General features: G+C 73.0%; 19 protein-coding genes. 14 read left to right on the forward strand and 5 right to left on the reverse strand.

What is annotated here, in order from left to right:
- Positions 1–11 precede the first annotated feature (11 nt).
- Positions 12–1184 (reverse strand): TDT family transporter, encoded by a 1173-nt coding sequence (locus tag ACYBSK_RS10790; RefSeq protein WP_460245910.1) that lies wholly within the window; start codon positions 1182–1184, stop codon positions 12–14.
- A 70-nt stretch (positions 1185–1254) separates the two neighbouring features.
- Here ACYBSK_RS10790 and ACYBSK_RS10795 point away from each other — a divergent pair, with 70 nt between their 5' ends.
- Both ACYBSK_RS10795 and ACYBSK_RS10800 read left to right on the forward strand, forming a co-directional pair.
- Complete coding sequence (locus tag ACYBSK_RS10795) at positions 1255–2259, forward strand: LysR family transcriptional regulator (RefSeq protein ID WP_460245911.1); 1005 nt, start codon at positions 1255–1257, stop codon at positions 2257–2259.
- Between the two features lie 420 nt (positions 2260–2679).
- Positions 2680–3660 carry an aminoglycoside phosphotransferase family protein gene (locus tag ACYBSK_RS10800; protein WP_460245912.1) on the forward strand — a complete coding sequence of 327 codons (981 nt, stop codon included), beginning with the start codon at positions 2680–2682 and terminating at the stop codon, positions 3658–3660.
- Here the strand turns inward: ACYBSK_RS10800 and ACYBSK_RS10805 are convergent.
- Entirely contained in the window at positions 3614–4309 is a 696-nt protein-coding gene (locus ACYBSK_RS10805; RefSeq protein WP_457481707.1) for a gamma-glutamyl-gamma-aminobutyrate hydrolase family protein, read from the reverse strand. The two genes, ACYBSK_RS10800 and ACYBSK_RS10805, sit on opposite strands and share 47 nt — an antisense overlap.
- 187 nt (positions 4310–4496) lie before the next feature.
- Here ACYBSK_RS10805 and ACYBSK_RS10810 point away from each other — a divergent pair, with 187 nt between their 5' ends.
- The 4 genes from ACYBSK_RS10810 to ACYBSK_RS10825 are packed head-to-tail and all read left to right on the forward strand — an operon-like array spanning position 4497 to position 9360.
- A complete protein-coding gene (locus ACYBSK_RS10810; RefSeq protein ID WP_457476683.1) occupies positions 4497–5861 on the forward strand; it encodes a glutamine synthetase family protein in 1365 nt (454 codons plus the stop codon).
- Positions 5862–5872: 11 nt separating this feature from the next.
- Positions 5873–7240 (forward strand): aldehyde dehydrogenase family protein, encoded by a 1368-nt coding sequence (locus tag ACYBSK_RS10815; protein WP_460245913.1) that lies wholly within the window; start codon positions 5873–5875, stop codon positions 7238–7240.
- Between the two features lie 7 nt (positions 7241–7247).
- Positions 7248–8030 (forward strand): 3-oxoacyl-ACP reductase, encoded by a 783-nt coding sequence (locus ACYBSK_RS10820; protein WP_457476685.1) that lies wholly within the window; start codon positions 7248–7250, stop codon positions 8028–8030.
- A 43-nt stretch (positions 8031–8073) separates the two neighbouring features.
- Positions 8074–9360 (forward strand): HAD family hydrolase, encoded by a 1287-nt coding sequence (locus ACYBSK_RS10825; protein WP_460245914.1) that lies wholly within the window; start codon positions 8074–8076, stop codon positions 9358–9360.
- Positions 9361–9384: 24 nt separating this feature from the next.
- Here the strand turns inward: ACYBSK_RS10825 and ACYBSK_RS10830 are convergent, their stop codons facing one another.
- Positions 9385–10587 (reverse strand): amino acid deaminase/aldolase, encoded by a 1203-nt coding sequence (locus tag ACYBSK_RS10830; protein WP_460245915.1) that lies wholly within the window; start codon positions 10585–10587, stop codon positions 9385–9387.
- Between the two features lie 623 nt (positions 10588–11210).
- On the opposite strand from ACYBSK_RS10830, the gene ACYBSK_RS10835 reads away from it, so the two are divergent.
- On the forward strand, positions 11211–12149 hold the full coding sequence (locus ACYBSK_RS10835) for a hypothetical protein (protein WP_460245916.1): 939 nt from the start codon (positions 11211–11213) through the stop codon (positions 12147–12149).
- A 5-nt stretch (positions 12150–12154) separates the two neighbouring features.
- Positions 12155–13315 carry a type VII secretion-associated serine protease mycosin gene (gene mycP, locus ACYBSK_RS10840; RefSeq protein ID WP_460245917.1) on the forward strand — a complete coding sequence of 387 codons (1161 nt, stop codon included), beginning with the start codon at positions 12155–12157 and terminating at the stop codon, positions 13313–13315.
- On the opposite strand, the gene ACYBSK_RS10845 is transcribed toward mycP, so the two are convergent.
- Positions 13299–14222, reverse strand: a complete 924-nt coding sequence (locus ACYBSK_RS10845) for a serine hydrolase (RefSeq protein WP_460245918.1) — start codon at positions 14220–14222, stop codon at positions 13299–13301. The genes mycP and ACYBSK_RS10845 overlap by 17 nt on opposite strands.
- 111 nt (positions 14223–14333) lie before the next feature.
- Here ACYBSK_RS10845 and ACYBSK_RS10850 point away from each other — a divergent pair, with 111 nt between their 5' ends.
- Positions 14334–15065: an SseB family protein gene (locus tag ACYBSK_RS10850; RefSeq protein ID WP_460245919.1), complete on the forward strand. Its 732-nt coding sequence runs from the start codon at positions 14334–14336 to the stop codon at positions 15063–15065.
- Positions 15066–15081: 16 nt separating this feature from the next.
- Here ACYBSK_RS10850 and ACYBSK_RS10855 read toward each other — a convergent pair whose 3' ends face one another.
- The gene (locus ACYBSK_RS10855) at positions 15082–15444 is read right to left on the reverse strand and encodes a DUF1844 domain-containing protein (protein ID WP_457476692.1); all 363 of its coding nucleotides are present in this window, start codon (positions 15442–15444) and stop codon (positions 15082–15084) included.
- Between the two features lie 346 nt (positions 15445–15790).
- Between ACYBSK_RS10855 and infC the strand changes: the two genes are divergently transcribed.
- The 5 genes from infC to ACYBSK_RS10880 all read left to right on the forward strand — a co-directional run bounded on the left by infC (position 15791) and on the right by ACYBSK_RS10880 (position 19497).
- Complete coding sequence (infC, locus tag ACYBSK_RS10860; protein ID WP_457481708.1) at positions 15791–16462, forward strand: translation initiation factor IF-3; 672 nt, start codon at positions 15791–15793, stop codon at positions 16460–16462.
- Positions 16463–16584: 122 nt separating this feature from the next.
- Positions 16585–16779 (forward strand): 50S ribosomal protein L35, encoded by a 195-nt coding sequence (rpmI, locus tag ACYBSK_RS10865; RefSeq protein ID WP_004933563.1) that lies wholly within the window; start codon positions 16585–16587, stop codon positions 16777–16779.
- A gap of 99 nt (positions 16780–16878) precedes the next feature.
- Positions 16879–17262 (forward strand): 50S ribosomal protein L20, encoded by a 384-nt coding sequence (gene rplT / locus ACYBSK_RS10870; RefSeq protein ID WP_457476693.1) that lies wholly within the window; start codon positions 16879–16881, stop codon positions 17260–17262.
- 230 nt (positions 17263–17492) lie between these two features.
- Positions 17493–18335 carry a TrmH family RNA methyltransferase gene (locus ACYBSK_RS10875; RefSeq protein WP_460245920.1) on the forward strand — a complete coding sequence of 281 codons (843 nt, stop codon included), beginning with the start codon at positions 17493–17495 and terminating at the stop codon, positions 18333–18335.
- A gap of 46 nt (positions 18336–18381) precedes the next feature.
- Complete coding sequence (locus ACYBSK_RS10880; RefSeq protein WP_460245921.1) at positions 18382–19497, forward strand: sensor histidine kinase; 1116 nt, start codon at positions 18382–18384, stop codon at positions 19495–19497.
- The last annotated feature ends 10 nt before the right edge of the window (positions 19498–19507 follow it).

Genomic DNA, 19507 nt, shown 5'->3' on the forward strand with positions numbered 1-19507 from the left:
TGGGGTGACTTCTACGAACTGTGCCCCGACGGCCTGCTCGCCGAGCTCAACGGGGCGGTCCTCGGTTCCGGCGTCGCGAGCAGTCGGCCGCTGAGCAGGCCGCGCGCCGTGTGAACCGCCGCCACGGCCCAGATCGCCACCAGCCCCGCGTAGAGCACGACGGCCAGGACGTCGAAGACCACGAGGCCCGTGTGCTTGCCGAGGCCCTCCGCGCCCGTCACGCACGTGCCGACGGGGAAGGTGAACGCCCACCACGTCATCGCGAAGCCCATGCCCCGGCGGCGCGCCCGCACCACCATCGCGAGGGCGAGCGCCAGCCACATCAGGGCGAAACCCAGCACCGGCACCCCGTACAGGACGGCGAACGCGGTGAAACCGTGCGCGTACGCGTCGGGGAGGACGCCGCCCGCGACGTCGGCGAACTTGTTCGCGGCGGTCGTCGACTGGCCGAGCGGACCGAGCACGAGGAACAGCGTCGGGGTCAGCGCCAGCGGCAGCGGGCCCGCCGTCACCAGTCGCGTGAACACGGCCGGCAGCATGACCAGCGTCGCCAGCAGGCTCAGGCCGAACATCGCGTAACAGGCGAGCAGCAGCGTCTGTCGCGCCTGCCCCTCCGCCAGATGCGGCACCAGCAGCGGGCCCACGGCCGCCGACACCATCGGCGCGACGACCGGGAGCAGCCACACCGGTGAGGCGTCCTGCGCGGCGATGCGGTGCCGGACCACCATCAGGTACGGGATCGCGACCGCCGCGACCAGACCGATGGCCGTGCCCGCCACGAACAGGACGACGTCCACGGCCAGCGCCGCGTGGAGGCCGATCCAGTCCCGGCCCACGAGGACCGTCGCCGCGCCGACGGCGAGGAGCGCCATCGAGAGGCAGCCGTAGAACGGGGCCGCCGTCGGGTCGAGCAGCTGCTCCCTGGCCCGGTCCCGGTGGTGCGTCCAGTGCAGCGCGCGGGCGCCGAGCAGCGCGAGGAGCAGGACGAAGGACAGGGCCCACAGCAGGGTGCAGGCGCTGCGCAGGCCCGGGAGCCGCACGGGGAGGGTGGCGCCCGCGTTGGCGATGATCGCGGTGCCCATCACGGCGGCGTACCAGTTCGGTCCGAGCTGGCGGACGGCGGCGCGGACGCCGGTGGTGGGACGGGGCAGGGGGCGGGATGCGGGCTGGGCGGCGGTGACCATGGTCCTACGGTCCCGCCGACGGGCGGCCCCCACCAGGGACGTTCTCGCTATGAGGGCATAAGCTGGATTTATGAGCGAGGCGGGGCACGGGGCAGGGCGCGAGGCGCGTGAGGACCGGACGGCGAACGCGGCGAGCGGGGCCGGCCAGACGGAGGCCGGGGGCGCCGAGCAGGTGCCGGACGCCGGGCTCGCGCACCGGGTGCCGGAGCTGGGCGCGCTGCAACTGCTGCTCGCGGTGGCCCGGCTCGGCAGTCTCGGCGCGGCCGCGCGTTCCCTCGGCATCACGCAGCCCGCCGCGAGCAGCCGGATCCGGTCGATGGAGCGGCAGCTCGGGCTCGCCCTCGTCGACCGTTCACCGCGCGGCTCCCGGCTCACCGACGGCGGGGCGCTCGTCACGGACTGGGCGCGGCCCATCGTGGAGGCCGCCGAGCAGTTCGACGCGGGGGCGTCGGCGCTGCGGGACCGGCGCGATTCGCGGCTGCGGGTGGCGGCGAGCATGACGATCGCCGAGTATCTGCTGCCGCGGTGGCTGATCGCGTTGCGGGCCGAGCGGCCGGACACGGCGGTGTCGCTGCTCGCGGGGAACTCGACGGTGGTGGCGGAGCGGTTGCTCGGGGGCGAGGCGGATCTCGGGTTCGTGGAGGGGGTCACGGTGCCCGCGGGGCTCGACTCCGCGGTCATCGCGCACGACCGGCTGATCGTGGTGGTGGCGCCCGGACATCCGTGGTCGCGGCGGCGGAAGCCGTTGGCGGCGGGGGAGTTGGCGGCGACGCCGCTCATTCTGCGGGAGGAGGGGTCGGGGACGCGGCAGGTGCTGGAGGCGGCGCTGGGCGGGCTCGCGCGGCCACTCATCGAGCTGTCGTCGACGACCGCGGTGAAGTCGGCGGCGGTGGGTGGGGCGGGGCCGTCCGTGCTGAGTGAGCTGGCGGTGGGGGAGGAGCTCGGGGGGCGGCGGTTGGTGGAGGTGCCGTTGGAGGGGGTGCGGTTGGAGAGGGAGTTGCGGGCGGTGTGGACGACGGGGCATTTGCCGGTGGGTCCCGCGCGAGACCTGCTGTCGCTGACCCGTTCCGGGTGACGCCACCCCGTGGCCGCCCCCACGGGGCTCCGCCCCGGACCCCGCTGCTCAAGCGCCGCAGGGGCTATAGGTGGGGGCTGCCTCAGGTCTCGTGGCTCTCGTGGCGCGGGGCCGTAAATGCCGGGGCGCTGCCCCGGACCCCGCTGCTCAAGCGCCGCAGAGGCTATAAGTGCGGGGCGTCGTGTCGAACTCTGCTGCTCAGGCGCCGCAGGGGATATAGGTGGGGGCGCCGCGCCGAACCCTGCTGCTCAAGCGTCGCAGGGGCTATAGGTGGGGGGGGCGTCGTGCCGGACCCTGCTGCTCAAGCGCCGCAGGGGCTTGAATGGTGCCGGTGGGATATTGAGCCCCTCCGGCGATTGAGGAGCGGGGTGCGGGGCGGAGCCCCGGGGTTTTGGCGTGCCGGGGTGGGAGTATCGGGGGATGGGGCCGGATGCGGTGGGGGTGCGGACGCCTTGGAGGGCGCTGCCTCGACGGGTTCGCGACGGAGTCGAGGAGGCGCTCGGGGCGGCCGTCGTCGAGGCCGTGACGCAGCCCGGGGGGTTCTCCCCCGGGGTCGCGTCGCGGGTCGTGCTCGGGGACGGCCGACGCGCGTTCGTGAAGGCCGTCAGCGCGGAGGCCAACGCGCAGAGCCCCGAGTTCCACCGCGCCGAGGCGCGCAACGCCGCCGCGTTGCCGGACGACGTCCCGGCGCCACGGCTGCTGGGGGTGTACGACGACGGGACCTGGGTGGCGCTCGCGTTCGAGGACGTGGACGGGCGACAGCCTCATGTGCCCTGGCGGGAGGACGAGTTGCATCGCGTGCTCGACGCCGTCGAGCGGCTCGCGCGGACGCTCAGCCCCGCCCCGATCGACGCGCCGCGGCTCGGCGGGAAGAGCAGGCCGGGCAAGGGCAGCTGGTGGCGGCTCGCCGCGGCGGACCCGGAGACGCTCGACGGAGTCGACCCGTGGGCCGTCCGCAACGCCCGCGCGCTGGCCGAACTGGCCGACCCCTGGGCCGAGTTCGCCACCGGCGACACGCTCGTCCACGCCGACCTGCGGGCCGACAACATCCTGCTCACCCGGGACGACGTCGTCTTCGTCGACTGGCCGCACGCCGTACGCGCCGCACCGTGGTACGACCTGCTCCTGATGCTGCCGTGCATCCGGGTGCAGGGCGGCCCCGACCCCGAAGTACTGTTCACCGCGAACCCGTTGGGCCGCGAGGCGGACCCGGAAGGCGTCACGCGCGCCGTCGCCCGGCTGACCGGGTTCTTCCTGGAACACGGCGCGCTCCCCGCCCCGCCGGGCCTGCCCACGATCCGGGCGTTCCAGCGCGCGCAGGGCGCCGCCGCCCTCGCCTGGCTGCGGACCCGGCTCAGAAACCGTGCGGCGTACCCGCGGCTCGTACCAGACCTTCCGTGACCCGCGCGTCCTCGCCCATCTCCGGATGCCACTGCACGCCCATCACCCACGACATGCCCGGCAGCTCGACCGCCTCGACGGTGCCGTCGTCCGCGTGGGCCGAGACGACCAGGCCCTTGCCGAGCCGGTCCACCGCCTGGTGGTGGTAGGTCGGCACGTCGGTGGGCTCGGGGACGAGGTCGCCGTAGCGGGTGCCGGGCACCGGGGTGACCGTGTGGCGGCCGAAGACGCCCGTCGCCTTCACATGGCCCTCGATGTGCTGCGCGAGCGTGCCACCGAGGGCGACGTTCAGGAGCTGCATGCCGCGGCAGATCCCCAGTAGCGGCGTCCCCGACGTCAACGCGGCCCGGATCAGCGCGAGTTCCCACGCGTCCCGCTCCGTGGCCGCCGGCCCGGTGTGCGGATCGCGCTGCGCGCCGTACTGCCCCGGATCCACGTCCGGACCACCCGCGACGATCACCCCGTCGAGCCGGGCCACCACGGACGGCGCGTGCTTCGGGTCGTCCGGGGGTGTCATCGCGGCGAGACCGCCGGACTCCTGCACGAGCCGCGGGTAGCCGATCGGCAGCAGCGCGGCGGGCAGCTCCCAGATGCCCCAACTGGCCCTGCTCTCCAGGTAGGTGCTGATGCCGATCAGCGGCCTGCTCACCATGGTGTCGCGCTCCCCGAATGCCGTACGTGCCGAGCCCAGCCCCCGAGCGTACGAGATCACGGCGCGTGTCACCGGGGCGTTCAGCATGCGGGCAGGCGCCCCGCCGAACGCCCCGTGGCTCCTTCCCTGCCGACGGCCGGGCGATTACGTTGTGGCTTCCGGTTGACCTGAGGAGGACCTTCCCGTGGCAGACCGCACATCCCCGCTGACCGTGGAGGAGCTGCACGCCCTCGTCGCGAGCGGAGAGATCGACACCGTCGTCCTCGCGTTCCCCGACATGCAGGGCCGGCTCCAGGGCAAGCGCTTCGCGGCCCGCTTCTTCCTCGACGAGGTGCTCCACCACGGCACGGAGGGCTGCAACTATCTGCTCGCCGTCGACACCGACATGAACACCGTCGACGGCTACGCCATGTCCTCATGGGAGCGCGGCTACGGCGACTTCGCCATGCACCCCGACCTGACCACCCTGCGCCGCGTGCCCTGGAACGCGGGCACCGCCATGCTCACCGCCGACCTCGCCTGGAACGACGGCTCCCCGGTCGTCGCCGCGCCCCGGCAGATCCTGCGCCGCCAGCTCGACCGGCTCGCCGAACGGGGCCTCACCGCCCAGGTCGGCACCGAACTCGAGTTCATCGTCTTCAAGGACACGTACGAGCAGGCCTGGAACGCCGACTACCGGGGGCTGACCCCCGCCAACCAGTACAACATCGACTACTCCGTGCTCGGGACCGGCCGCATCGAGCCGCTGCTGCGCCGCATCCGCAACGAGATGGCCGGCGCGGGCCTGACCGTCGAGTCCGCCAAGGGGGAGTGCAACCCCGGCCAGCACGAGATCGCCTTCCGCTACGACGACGCCCTCGTCACCTGCGACCAGCACGCCGTCTACAAGACCGGCGCCAAGGAGATCGCCGCGCAGGAGGGCTGCTCGCTCACCTTCATGGCGAAGTACAACGAGCGCGAGGGCAACTCCTGCCACATCCACCTCTCGCTCGCCGACGCCGACGGCACGAACGTCATGGCCGGGCCCGGCGGCGACGGCATGTCCGAGCTCATGCGGCAGTTCCTCGCGGGCCAGCTCGCCGCGCTGCGCGACTTCTCCCTGCTGTACGCCCCCAACATCAACTCCTACAAGCGGTTCCAGCCGGGCTCCTTCGCCCCGACCGCCGTCGCCTGGGGCCACGACAACCGGACCTGCTCGCTGCGCGTCGTCGGCCACGGCCCCTCGACCCGCTTCGAGAACCGGCTCCCCGGCGGTGACGTCAACCCGTACCTGGCGGTGGCCGGTCTGGTGGCGGCGGGTCTGTACGGGGTGGAGAACGAGCTGCGGCTCCCCGAGGCCTGCGCCGGGAACGCCTACACCGCCGATTACGAACACGTCCCCACCACCCTGCGCGAGGCCGCCGACCTCTGGGAGAACAGCCCCGTCGCCAAGGCCGCCTTCGGGGACGAGGTCGTCGCCCACTACCGCAACATGGCACGCGTCGAACTCGACGCGTACGACGCCGCCGTCACCGACTGGGAACTCCGCCGGGGATTCGAGAGGCTGTGAAAGGGACCACCTTGCTGCACGTACTGAACCCGGCCACGGAAGAACTCGTGGCCACCGTCCCGCCCGCCACCCGCGAAGACGTCGACACCGCCGTCGTCCGCGCCACCGGCGCCCAGCGCGCCTGGGCGGCCGCCGCCCCCGCCGACCGGGCCCGCCTGCTGCGCCGCTTCGCGGGCACGGTCGACCAACACCTGGAGGAACTGGCCCAGTTGGAGGTCACCGAGGCCGGCCACCTCATCGGCAACGCCCGCTGGGAGGCCGGTAACGTACGCGACCTGCTGGAGTACGCCGCCGGGGGAGTCGAGCGGCTGAATGGCCGTCAGATCCCGGTGGCCGGCGGCCTCGACGTCACGATCCTCGAACCGCTCGGCGTCGTCGGCGTCATCGCACCGTGGAACTTCCCGATGCCCATCGCCGCCTGGGGGACCGCCCCGGCCCTCGCGGCGGGCAACGCCGTCCTCCTCAAGCCCGCCGAGACGACCCCGCTCACCGCCCTGCGGCTCGCCGAACTCGCCCTGGAGGCCGGACTGCCCGAGGGCCTCTTCCAGGTGCTCCCCGGAGAGGGGCCGGTCACGGGGGACGCCCTCGTCGAGCACCCCGGCGTCGCCAAGATCGTGTTCACCGGCTCCACCCGCGTCGGCAAGCAGATCATGGCCACGTGCGCGGACCGCGTGAAGCGCGTGACCCTCGAACTCGGCGGCAAGAGCCCCAACGTCGTCTTCGCCGACGCCGACCTCGAAGCCGCCGCCGACCCCTTCGCGTTCCTCGACAACTCCGGCCAGGACTGCTGCGCCCGCTCCCGGATCCTCGTCCAGGAGTCGGCCTACGAGGAGTACGCCGACCTGCTCGCCGACCGCGTGCGCGCCGTCGTCGTGGGCGACCCGGCCGACGAGAAGACGCAGATGGGCCCGCTCATCTCACGCCAACAGCTGGATCGGGTGCGGGAACTGGTGCCCGAGGACGCCGCCGCGATCCGTGGTGTGGCCCCCGCCGGGCCCGGCTTCTGGTTCCCGCCGACCGTGCTCACCGGCGAGGCCCCCGACTCGCGGGCCGTCCGGGAGGAGATCTTCGGGCCGGTCGCCGTGCTGCTGCCCTTCACCGACGAGGCCGACGCCGTACGCCTCGCCAACGACACCGCGTACGGCCTGTCCGGCTCCATCTGGACCCGCGACGTGGGCCGCGCCCTGCGCGTCTCCCAGGCCGTCCGCGCGGGCAACCTGTCCGTCAACTCGCATGCCAGCGTGCGCTATTGGACCCCGTTCGGCGGCTATCAGCAGTCCGGGTTCGGCCGCGAGCTGGGCCCCGACGCGCTCACCGCGTTCACCGAGACCAAGAACGTCTTCATCAGTACGGAAAGCACGGAAAGCACGGAGGCCTGAAGCACCCATGAGCGAAGAGATCATCTGCCGCCGCCTCGTCGGCCGCACCGCCGTCATCACCGGCGCCGGCAGCGGCATCGGCCTCGCCACCGCGCGCCGCCTCGCCTCCGAGGGCGCGCACGTCGTCTGCGGCGACATCGACGCGAGCGCGGGAAAGAAGGCGGCCGAGGACGTCGGCGGCACCTTCGTCCAGGTCGACGTCACCGACGCCGAGCAGGTCGAGGCGCTGTTCAGGACCGCGTACGACACCTACGGCAGCGTCGACATCGCCTTCAACAACGCGGGCATCTCGCCGCCCGACGACGACTCGATCCTCGACACCGGCCTGGAGGCGTGGAAGCGGGTCCAGGAGGTCAACCTGACCTCCGTCTACCTGTGCTGCAAGGCGGCCCTCCCGTACATGCGGCGCCAGGGCAGGGGTTCCATCATCAACACGGCGTCGTTCGTGGCCCGGATGGGCGCCGCCACCTCGCAGATCTCGTACACCGCGTCCAAGGGCGGTGTCCTCGCCATGTCGCGCGAGCTGGGCGTGCAGTTCGCGCGGGAGGGCATCCGCGTGAACGCCCTGTGTCCCGGCCCCGTCAACACCCCGCTGCTCCAGGAGCTGTTCGCCAAGGACCCGGAGCGGGCCGCGCGTCGCCTCGTGCACATTCCGGTCGGCCGGTTCGCCGAGGCGACGGAGATCGCGGCGGCCGTCGCCTTCCTCGCCAGCGACGACGCGGCGTTCGTGAACGCCACCGACTTCCTCGTCGACGGCGGGATCTCCGGCGCGTACGTGACACCGGTGTGAGAACCCTGGGAGCGGCGCGCTGACGCGTGTACGGTCCACTCACATGCGTAACAGACATGTTGCCGCGTGGACCTCGGTCGCGGCCGCCGCCCTGCTGGCGGCCGCGAGCCTCACCACACCCGCGGCCGCCGCCACGTCCGCACGACCCACCGCCGCCAAGTGCCCCCAGCTGTCGACGAAGCTGCCCTGGTACGGCCAGAACCGGGCCAAGCTCCAGCGCATGATCGACCAGCGGGGGAGCTGCGGCGGATTCAAGGGCCCGCGTCCCGTCGCCGCGTTCGACTGGGACAACACCGTCAGCAAGAACGACGTCACCGACGCGACCATCGCCTGGTCGCTCAAGCACGACAAGATCCTGCGGCCCGCGAGCTGGAAGAAGACCAGCAAGTGGATGACCGACGACGCCGACAAGGCGCTCACCGCCGCCTGCGGCACCGACGTCCCCGTGGGCGCCCCGCTGCCCACCTCCACCGACACCGACTGCACGGACGAGATCTTCAACATCCGTGAGTCCGGCAAGACCATGAGCGGAGCCGCCGCCTTCGCCGGCGAGTGGAACCACCGCCGCACCGTCCCCCAGTACGCCTGGGTGCCGCAGCTCTTCGCCGGCCACACGGTCCCCGAGCTGGAGTCGTACGCGGCCGCCGCGCGCAAGGAGGCCCTCGCCGCCCCCGTCGGCGCGACCCAGACGCTGGGCACGCACACCATCCCCGGCTACGTCCGCTACTACGAGCAGCAGCGCGACCTCATCCGGACGCTCCAGAAGGCCGGCTTCGACGTCTACATCGTGTCCGCCGGGTCCGAGCCGGTGACCGAGGTGTGGTCGAAGGGTGTCGGCATCGACCGCGCGCACACCATCGCCATCCGCTCCGTCCTGGACCGCGAGGGCCGCATCACCACGTACAACGAGGGCTGCGGCGGCGTCGGCACGAACCAGGGCGAGGCCATCCCGTACATCGACGGCAAGCGGTGCTGGATCAACCAGGACATCTTCCGCGTCAAGGGGAAGTCGGCCTGGGAGAAGCAGCGGTGGAGCAAGCGGATCGCGCTCGGCGGCGGTGACGCCGACACCGACGTGACCTTCGTCGGCGACGCCACCGGCGCGCACCTCGTCCTCAACCGCAACAAGCCCGAGATCATGTGCCGCGCCTACGACAACGCCGACGGACGCTGGGTCGCCAACCCGATGTTCATCGAGCCGCTGCCGCGGAAGACGGGCACGTACCCGTGCTCCACGGCCGGTTACAACAAGCCGGAGGGCGGCTTCGGACCGCTGCTCAGGGACGACGGCTCGGTCGTCCCCGACCAGGTCGACGCCATCCACGGATAAGCAGAGCGCGGACGGGGCGGGGAGCTACAGGAACGTGTAGCCCTCGCCCCGGTAGGTCGGCACCGTCTCCACGACCCGGTCGCCCGACACCAGCCGCAGCGTCTCGAACCGCTCGCACAGCTCCCCGGCCTTCGCGTGCCGGAACCACACCTTGTCGCCGATGAGCAGGTCGTCCGCGGCGGAGCCGAGCAGCGGCGTCTGCACCTCGCCGGGGCCCTCCTGCCCGTCGTAGCGCAGCCCCTCCGGCAGATACGGCACCGGCAGCCGGTCCGGGCCCGGCGCGCCCGAGGCCGGATACCCGCCGCCGAGCACGGTGACCACACCGACACCCGGCCTGCGCACCACCGGCTGCGCGAACAGCGCGGCCGGACGGCCCGTGAACGACGTGTAGTTGTCGAACAGCCGCGGTACGTAGAGCCCCGAGCCCGCCGCGATCTCCGTCACGGCCGCCTCCGCCGCCGTGTGCTGCACGCTGCCCGTCCCGCCGCCGTTGACGAACTCCAGGTCCGGCGCCACGGCCCGCACCGCGCCGACCACCTCGGCCCGCCGCACCGCCAGCTCCTTGCGCGCCGCCGCCTGCATCAGCCGGATCGCCCGCGACCGCACCGGCCGCCCGGCCAGCGAATCGCCGACACCCGCGACATGACCCTCGTACGCCATGATCCCCACCAGCCGGAAGCCGGGACGGCTCGTCACGACGCGGGCCAGGTCGGCGAGTTGGGCCGGGGTGCGCACCGGGGAGCGCAGCGCGCCGATCCTGACGCGGCCGCCGAGCGTCCGCCACGAGGTGTCCAGCTCCAGGCAGACCCGGATCTCCTCGCGGCCCCCGTCCCGCGCGCCCTCGATCAGCCGGAGCTGCGCCGGGTCGTCGACCATCACGGTCACCGCCGCCGCGAGCTTCGGATCGTGGGCCAGCTCGGCGAAGGCGGAGCGGTCGGCGGACGGGTAGGCGAGCAGCACGTCGTCGAAGCCGGAGCGGGCGAGCCACAGCGACTCGGCGAGGGTGAACGACATGATCCCGGCGAAGCCCGGCCTCGCCAGCACCCGCTCCAACAGGGCGCGGCAGCGCACGGACTTGCTGGCGACGCGGATCGGCTTGCCGGCGGCCCGGCGCACCAGGTCGTCGGCGTTCGCGTCGAACGCGTCGAGGTCGACGATCGCCAAGGGGGCGTCGAGATGAGCGGTGGCCCGGTCGTACCGGGCCCGATCGGCGGCGCGCGGTGTCATGGCCGAAGCCTGCCAGACAGGATTACCGCAGGGTAGGGGGACGGATGGTGATGGATCGGTCGATCCCGTGTGCGGAGTGGGCCGTGACCTGGCCGGGCCCGTTAGAGTGACGCGCACGCAGGCTGAGGAAACGGGGAGGCATGAGCACGGAAGCCCGACGCGTCCCGCCGCGCCCCACGACTCCGCCCCACCCCACCCAACTTCCCCCCACGGCCCCACCGTTGCCTCCTTCCGAGACCCCGCCCCTCCCGGCCTCGCCGCCCCCGCCGCCCCCCGTCTCGTCGTCCCGGCTGCCCGACGGGGCGCCGCGGGGCAGCGCGGGGGACCCGTCGAGGGGATCGGCGCGCACCACGGACGACCGCGAACCGGTCGCGCCCGCCCTCAGTTCCGGCACCCCTTTGCCGCCCGCGAACCCGCCGGGCGGTACGCCTGCGCCCGCCGGCGCGCCGACCGGTACGCCCGGCCGCCCGCCCGTGCCCCCTCGGACGCCCAGCGCCCCGCTGCCGCCCGAGAACCCGCCCGGCCCGGCGCCCGCGAAGAGCGCCCCGCCGCCCCCCTCCCCGCGCCCCCGCACCGTCCCCGGGCCCGAAACGCCCGCCGAGTCCACCAGGCGGCTACGGCCCGTGCCGCCCGCGCCCGTGGTGCCGCCCATACCCCCGCCGCCCTCGCAGCCGCCGCGGCGGGCCGTCGGCGCGGTCGACCTGACGCCGCGCCCGGGAACCGCCGGACGGCCCTTCGTGCGGTTCGCGCCGCCGGAGAACTACGACGACCGCACCACGCGTCTGCGCCCCATCGGCGCCCGCCTCAAGCCCCGCGCCGCGGCCGCCGCGGCCTGCCTCGTGCTCGGCCTCGGCCTGATCGGCGGCGCCACCACCGGCACCCTCCTCACCGGCGACGCCAACGGCACCCCGTCCGTGCAGACCGCCTACCGCGAGGCGGGCCAGCTCTGGCACGGCGTCCCCGTCGACCAGCTCTTCCCGCGCACGCTCAAGGGCGAGGGCGCGGGCCCCGGCCGGGCCGACCGCACCTGGACCCGGATCGCCGTCGCCCCCGACAGCACCTGCGCCCACGCCTTCGACCCGCTGCTGCACAAGGCGCTGCGCTCGGCCGGCTGTCTGCGCCTGCTGCGCGCCACGTACACCGACGCGACGCAGAGCAGCGTCACCACCGTCGGCCTGATGTTCACCAAGGCCGACGCCCAGGCCACGCAGGCGCTGCGCTCCCGTTTCATGGAGCAGGGCCTGGAGCGGCGCGACGACCTCATGCCCCGGCCCTACGCCGCCAAGGGCACCCTCGCCGAGGGCTTCGGCGACCGGCAGCGCGCGTCGTGGACGATCAACATCCTGACCGACGCCCCGGTCGTCGTGTACGCGGTCTCCGGCTTCGCCGACGGCCGTACCGTCAGCGAACCCCAGCCCGCCGCCGACGCCATGAAGTCCGGCGCCACCAGCTCCCCCGCCCAGGCGGGCCTCGGCCACGACGCGCAGGGCATCGCCGACCGGATCGAACGCGACCTGCGCAAGACGGTCAAGAAGACCGCGGACCGGGACACGGAGCAGTAGCAGTCATGAAGCGTCAGCACCCCCTCGCCGTCCTCGCCACCGCGGCCGTCCTCACCCTGCTGCCCACCGCCGCCGCCCACGCCGACACGGTCCGCGCCCAGCAGTGGGGCCTCACCGCGCTGCACACCGACGAGGTGTGGAAGACGACGCGCGGCAAGGGCGTCACGGTCGCCGTCCTGGACACCGGCGTCGACGACGAACACCCCGACCTGGCGGGCAACGTCCTGGAGGGCAAGGATCTCGTCGGCTTCGGCGCCCAGCGCGGCGACCGCCCCTGGGCCCGGCACGGCACCGCCATAGCGGGCATCATCGCGGGCCACGGACACGGCAAGGACGACGGCGACGGCGTCATGGGCGTGGCCCCGGAGGCGAAGATCCTGCCGGTCCGGGTGATCCTGGAGGACGGCGATCCGTCCCGCTCCAAGGCCCGCGAGACCCGCGGCAACGCGCTCGCCGACGGCATCCGCTGGGCCGCCGACCACGGCGCCGACGTCATCAACCTCTCCCTCGGCGACGACTCCGACACCGCCCACCCCGAGGCCGGCGAGGACGCGGCCGTCCAGTACGCGCTGAAGAAGGGCGTCTCCGTCGTCGCCTCCGCGGGCAACGGCGGCGAGCAGGGCGACCACGTCTCCTACCCCGCCGCGTACCCCGGCGTCATCACCGCCACCGCCGTCGACTCGGCCGGCACCCGCGCCTCGTTCTCCACCCGCCGCTGGTACGCCACCGTGGCCGCCCCCGGACGGGGCATCGTCACCGCCGACCCCGACCGCAAGTACTACTCGGCGTGGGGGACCAGCGCCGCGTCCGCGTTCGTCTCCGGCGCCGTCGCCCTCGTCCGCGCCGCCCACCCGGGACTGAGCCCCGCGCAGATCAAGAAGCTCCTGGAGGACACGGCCGAGGACCCGCCCTCCGGCGGCCGCGACGACTCGCGCGGCTACGGCCTCGTCGACCCGGCCGCCGCGATCCGCGCGGGCGCGAAGCTGAAGCCCGCACACCTGACCCCGGCCGCGTACGGCGAGAAGTACTTCGGTCCCGGCCCCGACGACGCCTCCGACGACGGCCTCGCCACCTGGGCGGGCGCGCTCGCCGCCGCCCTGGGCGTGCTGCTGCTCGGCACCGGCGGCTACCTGTGGCGCGGCCACCGCCTCACGCGGCGCCGCTGACCACCGGCACCGCGGCCTTCGCCACGTCCTCGACGAGGCCGACGCCCGCGTCCTTGGTGGCGCTCCCGTTGGAGACCACGGCCACCAGGTACTTCCGCCCGTCGACGGTGACCTCGCCGACGCTGTTGATGTCCCACAGCCCCGTCGTGCTGCGCTGCAACCACCCGTTCTTCAGCGCGAACGCGGACGACGCGCCGCCCCCGGCCGCCGCCGACACCCCCCACGCCTGGTCGCTCTCGACGTTGCCCATCAGTTCCCGGACGTACGCCCGCGCGTCCGCGCTCAGCGCGAAGTCGCCGTCGCCGACCCCGAACACCTGCTGGAGCAGGGTGAGTTGATCGGCGGCGGTGGTCTGCGTCAGCCCCCACAGCGCGCCGTCGCCGCCGGTGGTCCCGGTGAGCCCGAGCCGCCGGTTCGCCGCGTCGAGCCCTTCGGCCCCGCCGATCCCGTCCCACAGCGCGGTCGTCGCGGCGTTGTCGCTCCGCTCGATCATCGCGGTCGCGTACGTCCGCTCCTGCGCGGTCAGCGTCCGCCCGGCGTCCTGCGCCTGGAGGAGCAGCGCGGCGAGCACGTCGACCTTCACGATGCTCGCCGTGTCGTAGGTGCCGTCCCCCGACGCGTACGAGGCGCTGGTCCCGTCCGCCTCGTTCAGGACGGCGACGGAGACCTCGCCGTCGTGCCCCTTCGCGGCGGCCGCCACGGCCTCGGCCAGCTCGGCGTCATGGTCCACGGCCACGGATGTGCTCCCTTCGGAGGCCGACGCCGCGGTGTGCGAGACGAGGGCGGTCGCGGTGTGCGGCTGCGTCTTCGCGTAGACGGTAGTGCCGCCGACCGCGGCGGCGAGTACCACCGAGGTCACGGCGGCGCAGACGCGGACACGGGGAGACTTCTTGGCGTGCGGGGACATACCGCGATGCTCGGCCGCCGCGCTGTGTGCTCCATGAGCCGCACCTCGGGGCCGGCTGAGAATCCGGTCCGGCGACGCTCCGCTCCCGGCCGCTCGGTAGGGTCGGTGAACGTGGCGAACAAGAACATTCCCGACTCCGGCTTCTCCGACGACGACGGCACGGCCGACCCGCGCCTGACCGAGGCGCTGGCCGCGTGGTCCCGGGACCGCACGGCCCACGGCCCGGTCCTGGAGGCGCTCAAGGGCACCCGCCTGCTCGTCCCCGTCGTCGCCGTGCTCGGCGAGGTCGAGGAGGACGAGAACGGCTTGCGCCGCGAGAAGACGTCCGACATGGCGGTCCCGACCCTGAAGGCGGCGGGCCGCAAGGCGCTGCCCGCCTTCACCTCGACCGCGTCGCTCGCCCTGTGGGACCCCGAGGCCCGCCCGGTCGCCGTCCCCCTGCACCAGGCGCTCCAGGCCGCCGCCCACGAGCAGGCCGACACCGTCGTCCTCGATGTCGCGGGCCCCGTCCCGTACGAGCTGTCGGGCCCGGCCCTGTACGCGGTCGCCGAGGGCCGCACCGACACCGACCCGCTCGCCGACCCGGCCGTCCGGGAGGCCGCGCGCGCCGCGGTCGCCGCCGAGCCGGCCGTGGCCCGCGCCCATCTGGGCCCCGGCCAGGCGGACGGCACGCTGGCGCTGGTCCTCGACGCGGGCGCCGACGTCCAGGCCACCGCCCAGTCGCTCGCCACCCGGATCGCCGCCGACGAAACACTGAGGGCCCGCCTGGTGCGCGGCCTCGATCTGGCACTCCTGCCGACCGGGGCGACGCCACCGGGCGAGCCCTTGTACGTACGCGGGTGATGCGGACGGGCGTCCGTCAGCCGTAGACGGCGCCCGTGTACTTCTCGCCGGGGCCCTGGCCCGGCTCGTCCGGTACGACCGAGGCCTCGCGGAAGGCGAGCTGGAGCGACTTCAGGCCGTCCCGCAGGGGAGCGGCGTGGAAGGAGCTGATCTCCGTCGCGCTGCCGTCGAGCAGACCTGCCAGGGCGTGGATCAGCTTGCGGGCCTCGTCGAGGTCCTTGTGGGCGTCGCCCTCCTCGGTGAGGCCGAGCTTCACCGCGGCGGCGCTCATCAGGTTCACCGCGACCGTCACGATGACCTCGACGGCGGGCACCTCAGCGATGTCGCGGGTCAGCGCGTCGTAGTCGGGGTTTTCGGTTGCGGGGGTCGCGTCACTCATGGGCCCCACGATATGCCGCGCGCACCCGATTGGGCGCACCCCCCAAGTCCTGCTAACCTTGTGTAACGACCGGCCGGACGCACGTCCTCTTGGACAGGTGACCGGCCCACAAGTGGAGGCTCCGATCTCCCACCTGACCGCCCGACCAGGGCGGTGGGTCACCGGTCAGACGGTCACCGTCGTTCCGTACGGACGACGGAACCGTCCGAGTCTGCGCCCCGCGGTCCACCGTGGCGGTGCTCCGGTATTTCTTGGAGCCCTGCCTGTGTACCGTCCGGGGCATTTTCTGTGTTTCGGCGCGGTTGGTACTTACGTCAAAACGTACGCGGCGGTCCGCCAGGCCGTCGTGTGGTGCTACCGAGGAGGATCCATCAGCGCCGAGCCCCGCATCAACGACCGGATTCGCGTTCCCGAAGTGCGACTTGTCGGTCCCAGCGGCGAGCAGGTCGGGATTGTTCCGCTTGCCAAGGCCCTTGAGCTTGCTCAGGAGTACGACCTCGACCTGGTCGAGGTGGCGGCGAACGCCCGTCCGCCCGTATGCAAGCTCATGGACTACGGGAAGTTCAAGTACGAGTCGGCCATGAAGGCCCGTGAGGCGCGCAAGAACCAGGCGCACACGGTCATCAAGGAGATGAAGCTCCGGCCGAAGATCGACCCGCACGACTATGACACCAAGAAGGGTCACGTCGTCCGGTTCCTCAAGCAGGGCGACAAGGTCAAGATCACGATCATGTTCCGTGGTCGCGAGCAGTCCCGTCCGGAGCTCGGCTTCCGGCTGCTGCAGCGTCTCGCGAACGACGTCCAGGACCTCGGGTTCATCGAGTCGAACCCGAAGCAGGACGGCCGAAACATGATCATGGTCCTCGGTCCGCACAAGAAGAAGACCGAGGCGATGGCCGAGGCCCGTGAGGCCCAGGCCGCCCGCAAGGCCGACGCGAAGGCCAACCCGGGACGTTCGCAGAACGCCGCCGAGGAGCAGGCCGACGAGGCCCCCGCCGAGGCTCCGGCCGAGGCATGATCCGTGCGGCGCACAGCCCGTGCGCCACGGATACCAACTGACACAACTGACGTTCCACCACGGCCGGTTCGCGCCACGCACGGACCGGCCGGGAACGCCACTGACGAGGAGAGAACGGCGCCATGCCGAAGAACAAGTCGCACAGCGGTGCCAGCAAGCGCTTCAAGGTCACCGGCTCCGGCAAGGTGCTCCGTGAGCGCGCCGGCAAGCGCCACCTGCTCGAGCACAAGTCGTCCCGCGTGACGCGTCGCCTCACCGGCAACGCCGAGATGGCCCCGGGCGACGCCGCGAAGATCAAGAAGCTTCTCGGCAAGTGATGTACGGGCGTTTCCACGCCCTGTACGTCGGCTAGACCGGGACCCATACGAATTCGGGTCGGGTGAAGACAACCCCGGCCCCGCTACAAGGAGTTAACAGTGGCACGCGTCAAGCGCGCGGTGAACGCGCACAAGAAGCGTCGGGCGATCCTCGAGCAGGCCAGCGGCTACCGCGGTCAGCGTTCGCGTCTGTACCGCAAGGCGAAGGAGCAGGTCACCCACTCCCTCGTCTACAACTACAACGACCGCAAGAAGCGCAAGGGCGACTTCCGTCAGCTGTGGATCCAGCGCATCAACGCCGCTGCCCGCCAGAACGGCATGACGTACAACCGCCTCATCCAGGGTCTGAAGGCCGCCAACATCGAGGTGGACCGCAAGATGCTGGCCGAGCTGGCCGTGAACGACACCAACGCGTTCGCCGCGCTCGTCGAGGTCGCTCAGAAGGCGCTTCCGGCCGACGTGAACGCGCCGAAGGCTGCGTGAACGCTCCGCTGAGCCGCATGTGACGTGGGACCCGCAAGCCGTGTGGCTTGCGGGTCCCACGTTGTTCCGGGCCCCCGTCACCGCATGCCGCACCGCACGGGGCTCCGCCCCGGACCCCGCGCCTCAATCGCCGGCGGGGCTTGATAGATCAAGCCCCCCCGTGGGGTCCGGGGCGGAGCCCCGTGCGGTGCCGCGCAACCGTTTCGTCACCCCTCCCGAAAGTCAGGCGCATGGTCGCAACGCCCGAGTTGATCTCCCCCAAGTCGTCCCGCGTGTCCGCCGCGAGACGGCTCGGCAAGCGGAACTTCCGGGGGAAGGAACGGCTCTTCCTCGCCGAGGGGCCGCAGGCCGTGCGGGAGGCCGCCGCGCACGGCGGGCTCGTCGAGATGTTCGCCACCGTCGAGGCGGCCGAGCGGTACGCCGACATCGTGGGCGAGGCCCGCGACGCCGGGGCCCGGGTCCACCTCGCCGACGAGGCCGTCATCGCCGACATCTCGACGACCGTCACCCCGCAGGGGCTCGTCGGCGTGTGCCGGTTCCTCGACACCCCGTTCGCCGAGGTCCTCGCCGCGCGGCCCAAGCTCGTCGCCGTCCTCGCGCATGTCCGCGACCCCGGGAACGCCGGAACCGTGCTGCGGTGCGCCGACGCCGCGGGCGCCGAGGCCGTCGTGCTGACCGACGCCTCCGTGGACCTCTACAACCCGAAGGCCGTACGGGCCTCCGTCGGTTCGCTGTTCCACCTGCCCGTCGCCGTCGGCGTACCCGTCGAGGAGGCCGTCGCCGGGCTCAAGGGGGCGGGCGTGCGGATCCTCGCCGCCGACGGAGCGGGCGAGGACGACCTCGACGCCGAGCTGGACCAGGGCACCATGGGCGCCGCCACCGCCTGGGTGTTCGGCAACGAGGCCTGGGGCCTGCCCGAGGAGACCCGCGCGCTCGCCGACGCCGTCGTCCGCGTGCCCATCCACGGCAAGGCCGAGAGCCTCAACCTCGCGACGGCCGCGGCCGTCTGCCTGTACGCCTCCGCGCGTGCGCAGCGTGCCCCCGGAGGGTGCCGCTCCGTCACTCCCGGCTAGTAGGGTGACTCTTCCGGATCGACCGCCGGAAGGGGGAGCGCGGGAGATGAGCGTCGTCAACGGCAGCGATGCGCGCGGCCTCGCCGGTTCCGACGCGTCCGGCCCCGAGGAGCTCGGGGACCTCGGCATCCACCCCGACGACCTGCCCGACGGACTCGTCGTCGCGGACGGGAGCGGCCGCGTCATCTGCTTCAACGCCGCCGCGGAGCGCATCACCGCCGTCCGCGCGGCCGCCGCCCTCGGCGCCCCGCTCGAAAGCGCCCTCCCGCTGGAGGACCTCGAAGGCCGGCGCTGGTGGCAGCTCACCGACCCGTACCGGGGACTCGCCATCCGGGCCGGACAGCCCGAGCGGAACCTGCTGCTGCCCGGCGGCCGCGAGGTCCTCGTCACCGCGCGTTACGTGCGCACCCGGCCGACCGGCCCCGTGCGCCGCGTCGTCGTCTCCATCCGCGACACCGAGGCCCGGCGCCGCACCGAGCGCAGCCACGCCGAGCTGATAGCCACCGTCGCCCACGAGCTGCGCTCCCCCCTGACCTCGGTCAAGGGCTTCACCGCGACGCTGCTCGCCAAGTGGGAGCGGTTCACCGACGAGCAGAAGCGCCTCATGCTGGAGACCGTCGACGCCGACGCGAACCGGGTCACGCGCCTGATCGCCGAACTCCTCGACATCTCCCGCATCGACTCCGGCCGGCTCGAACTGCGCCGCCAGCCCGTCGACGTCGCGGCCGCCGTCTCCCGGCACATACAGGCGCACGTCGCCGCGGGCCAGGCCGCCGACCGGTTCCTGCTGCGCGTCAAGCATCCGCTGCCCGACCCGTGGGCCGACCCGGACAAGGTCGACCAGGTCCTGAGCAATCTGCTGGAAAACGCCGTGCGCCACGGCGAGGGAACCGTCACCATTGACGTAGAGCCCACCACGCCCACCGGCACCTCGGTCACTGTGTCCGACGAGGGCCCCGGCATCCCGGAGGAGTCCATGAACCGCGTCTTCACCCGCTTCTGGCGGGGCAGCAAGCGCGGCGGGACGGGCCTCGGCCTCTACATCGTCAAGGGGATCGTCGAAGCGCACGGCGGAACGATCACCGTGGGACGGGCGCCCGGAGGCGGCGCGGAGTTCCGATTTACGTTGCCCGTGGCGACGCCGGCGTATCTCACCAGCTGAGCGCAGGCCG

This window comes from Streptomyces sp. BYX5S (assembly GCF_054724165.1).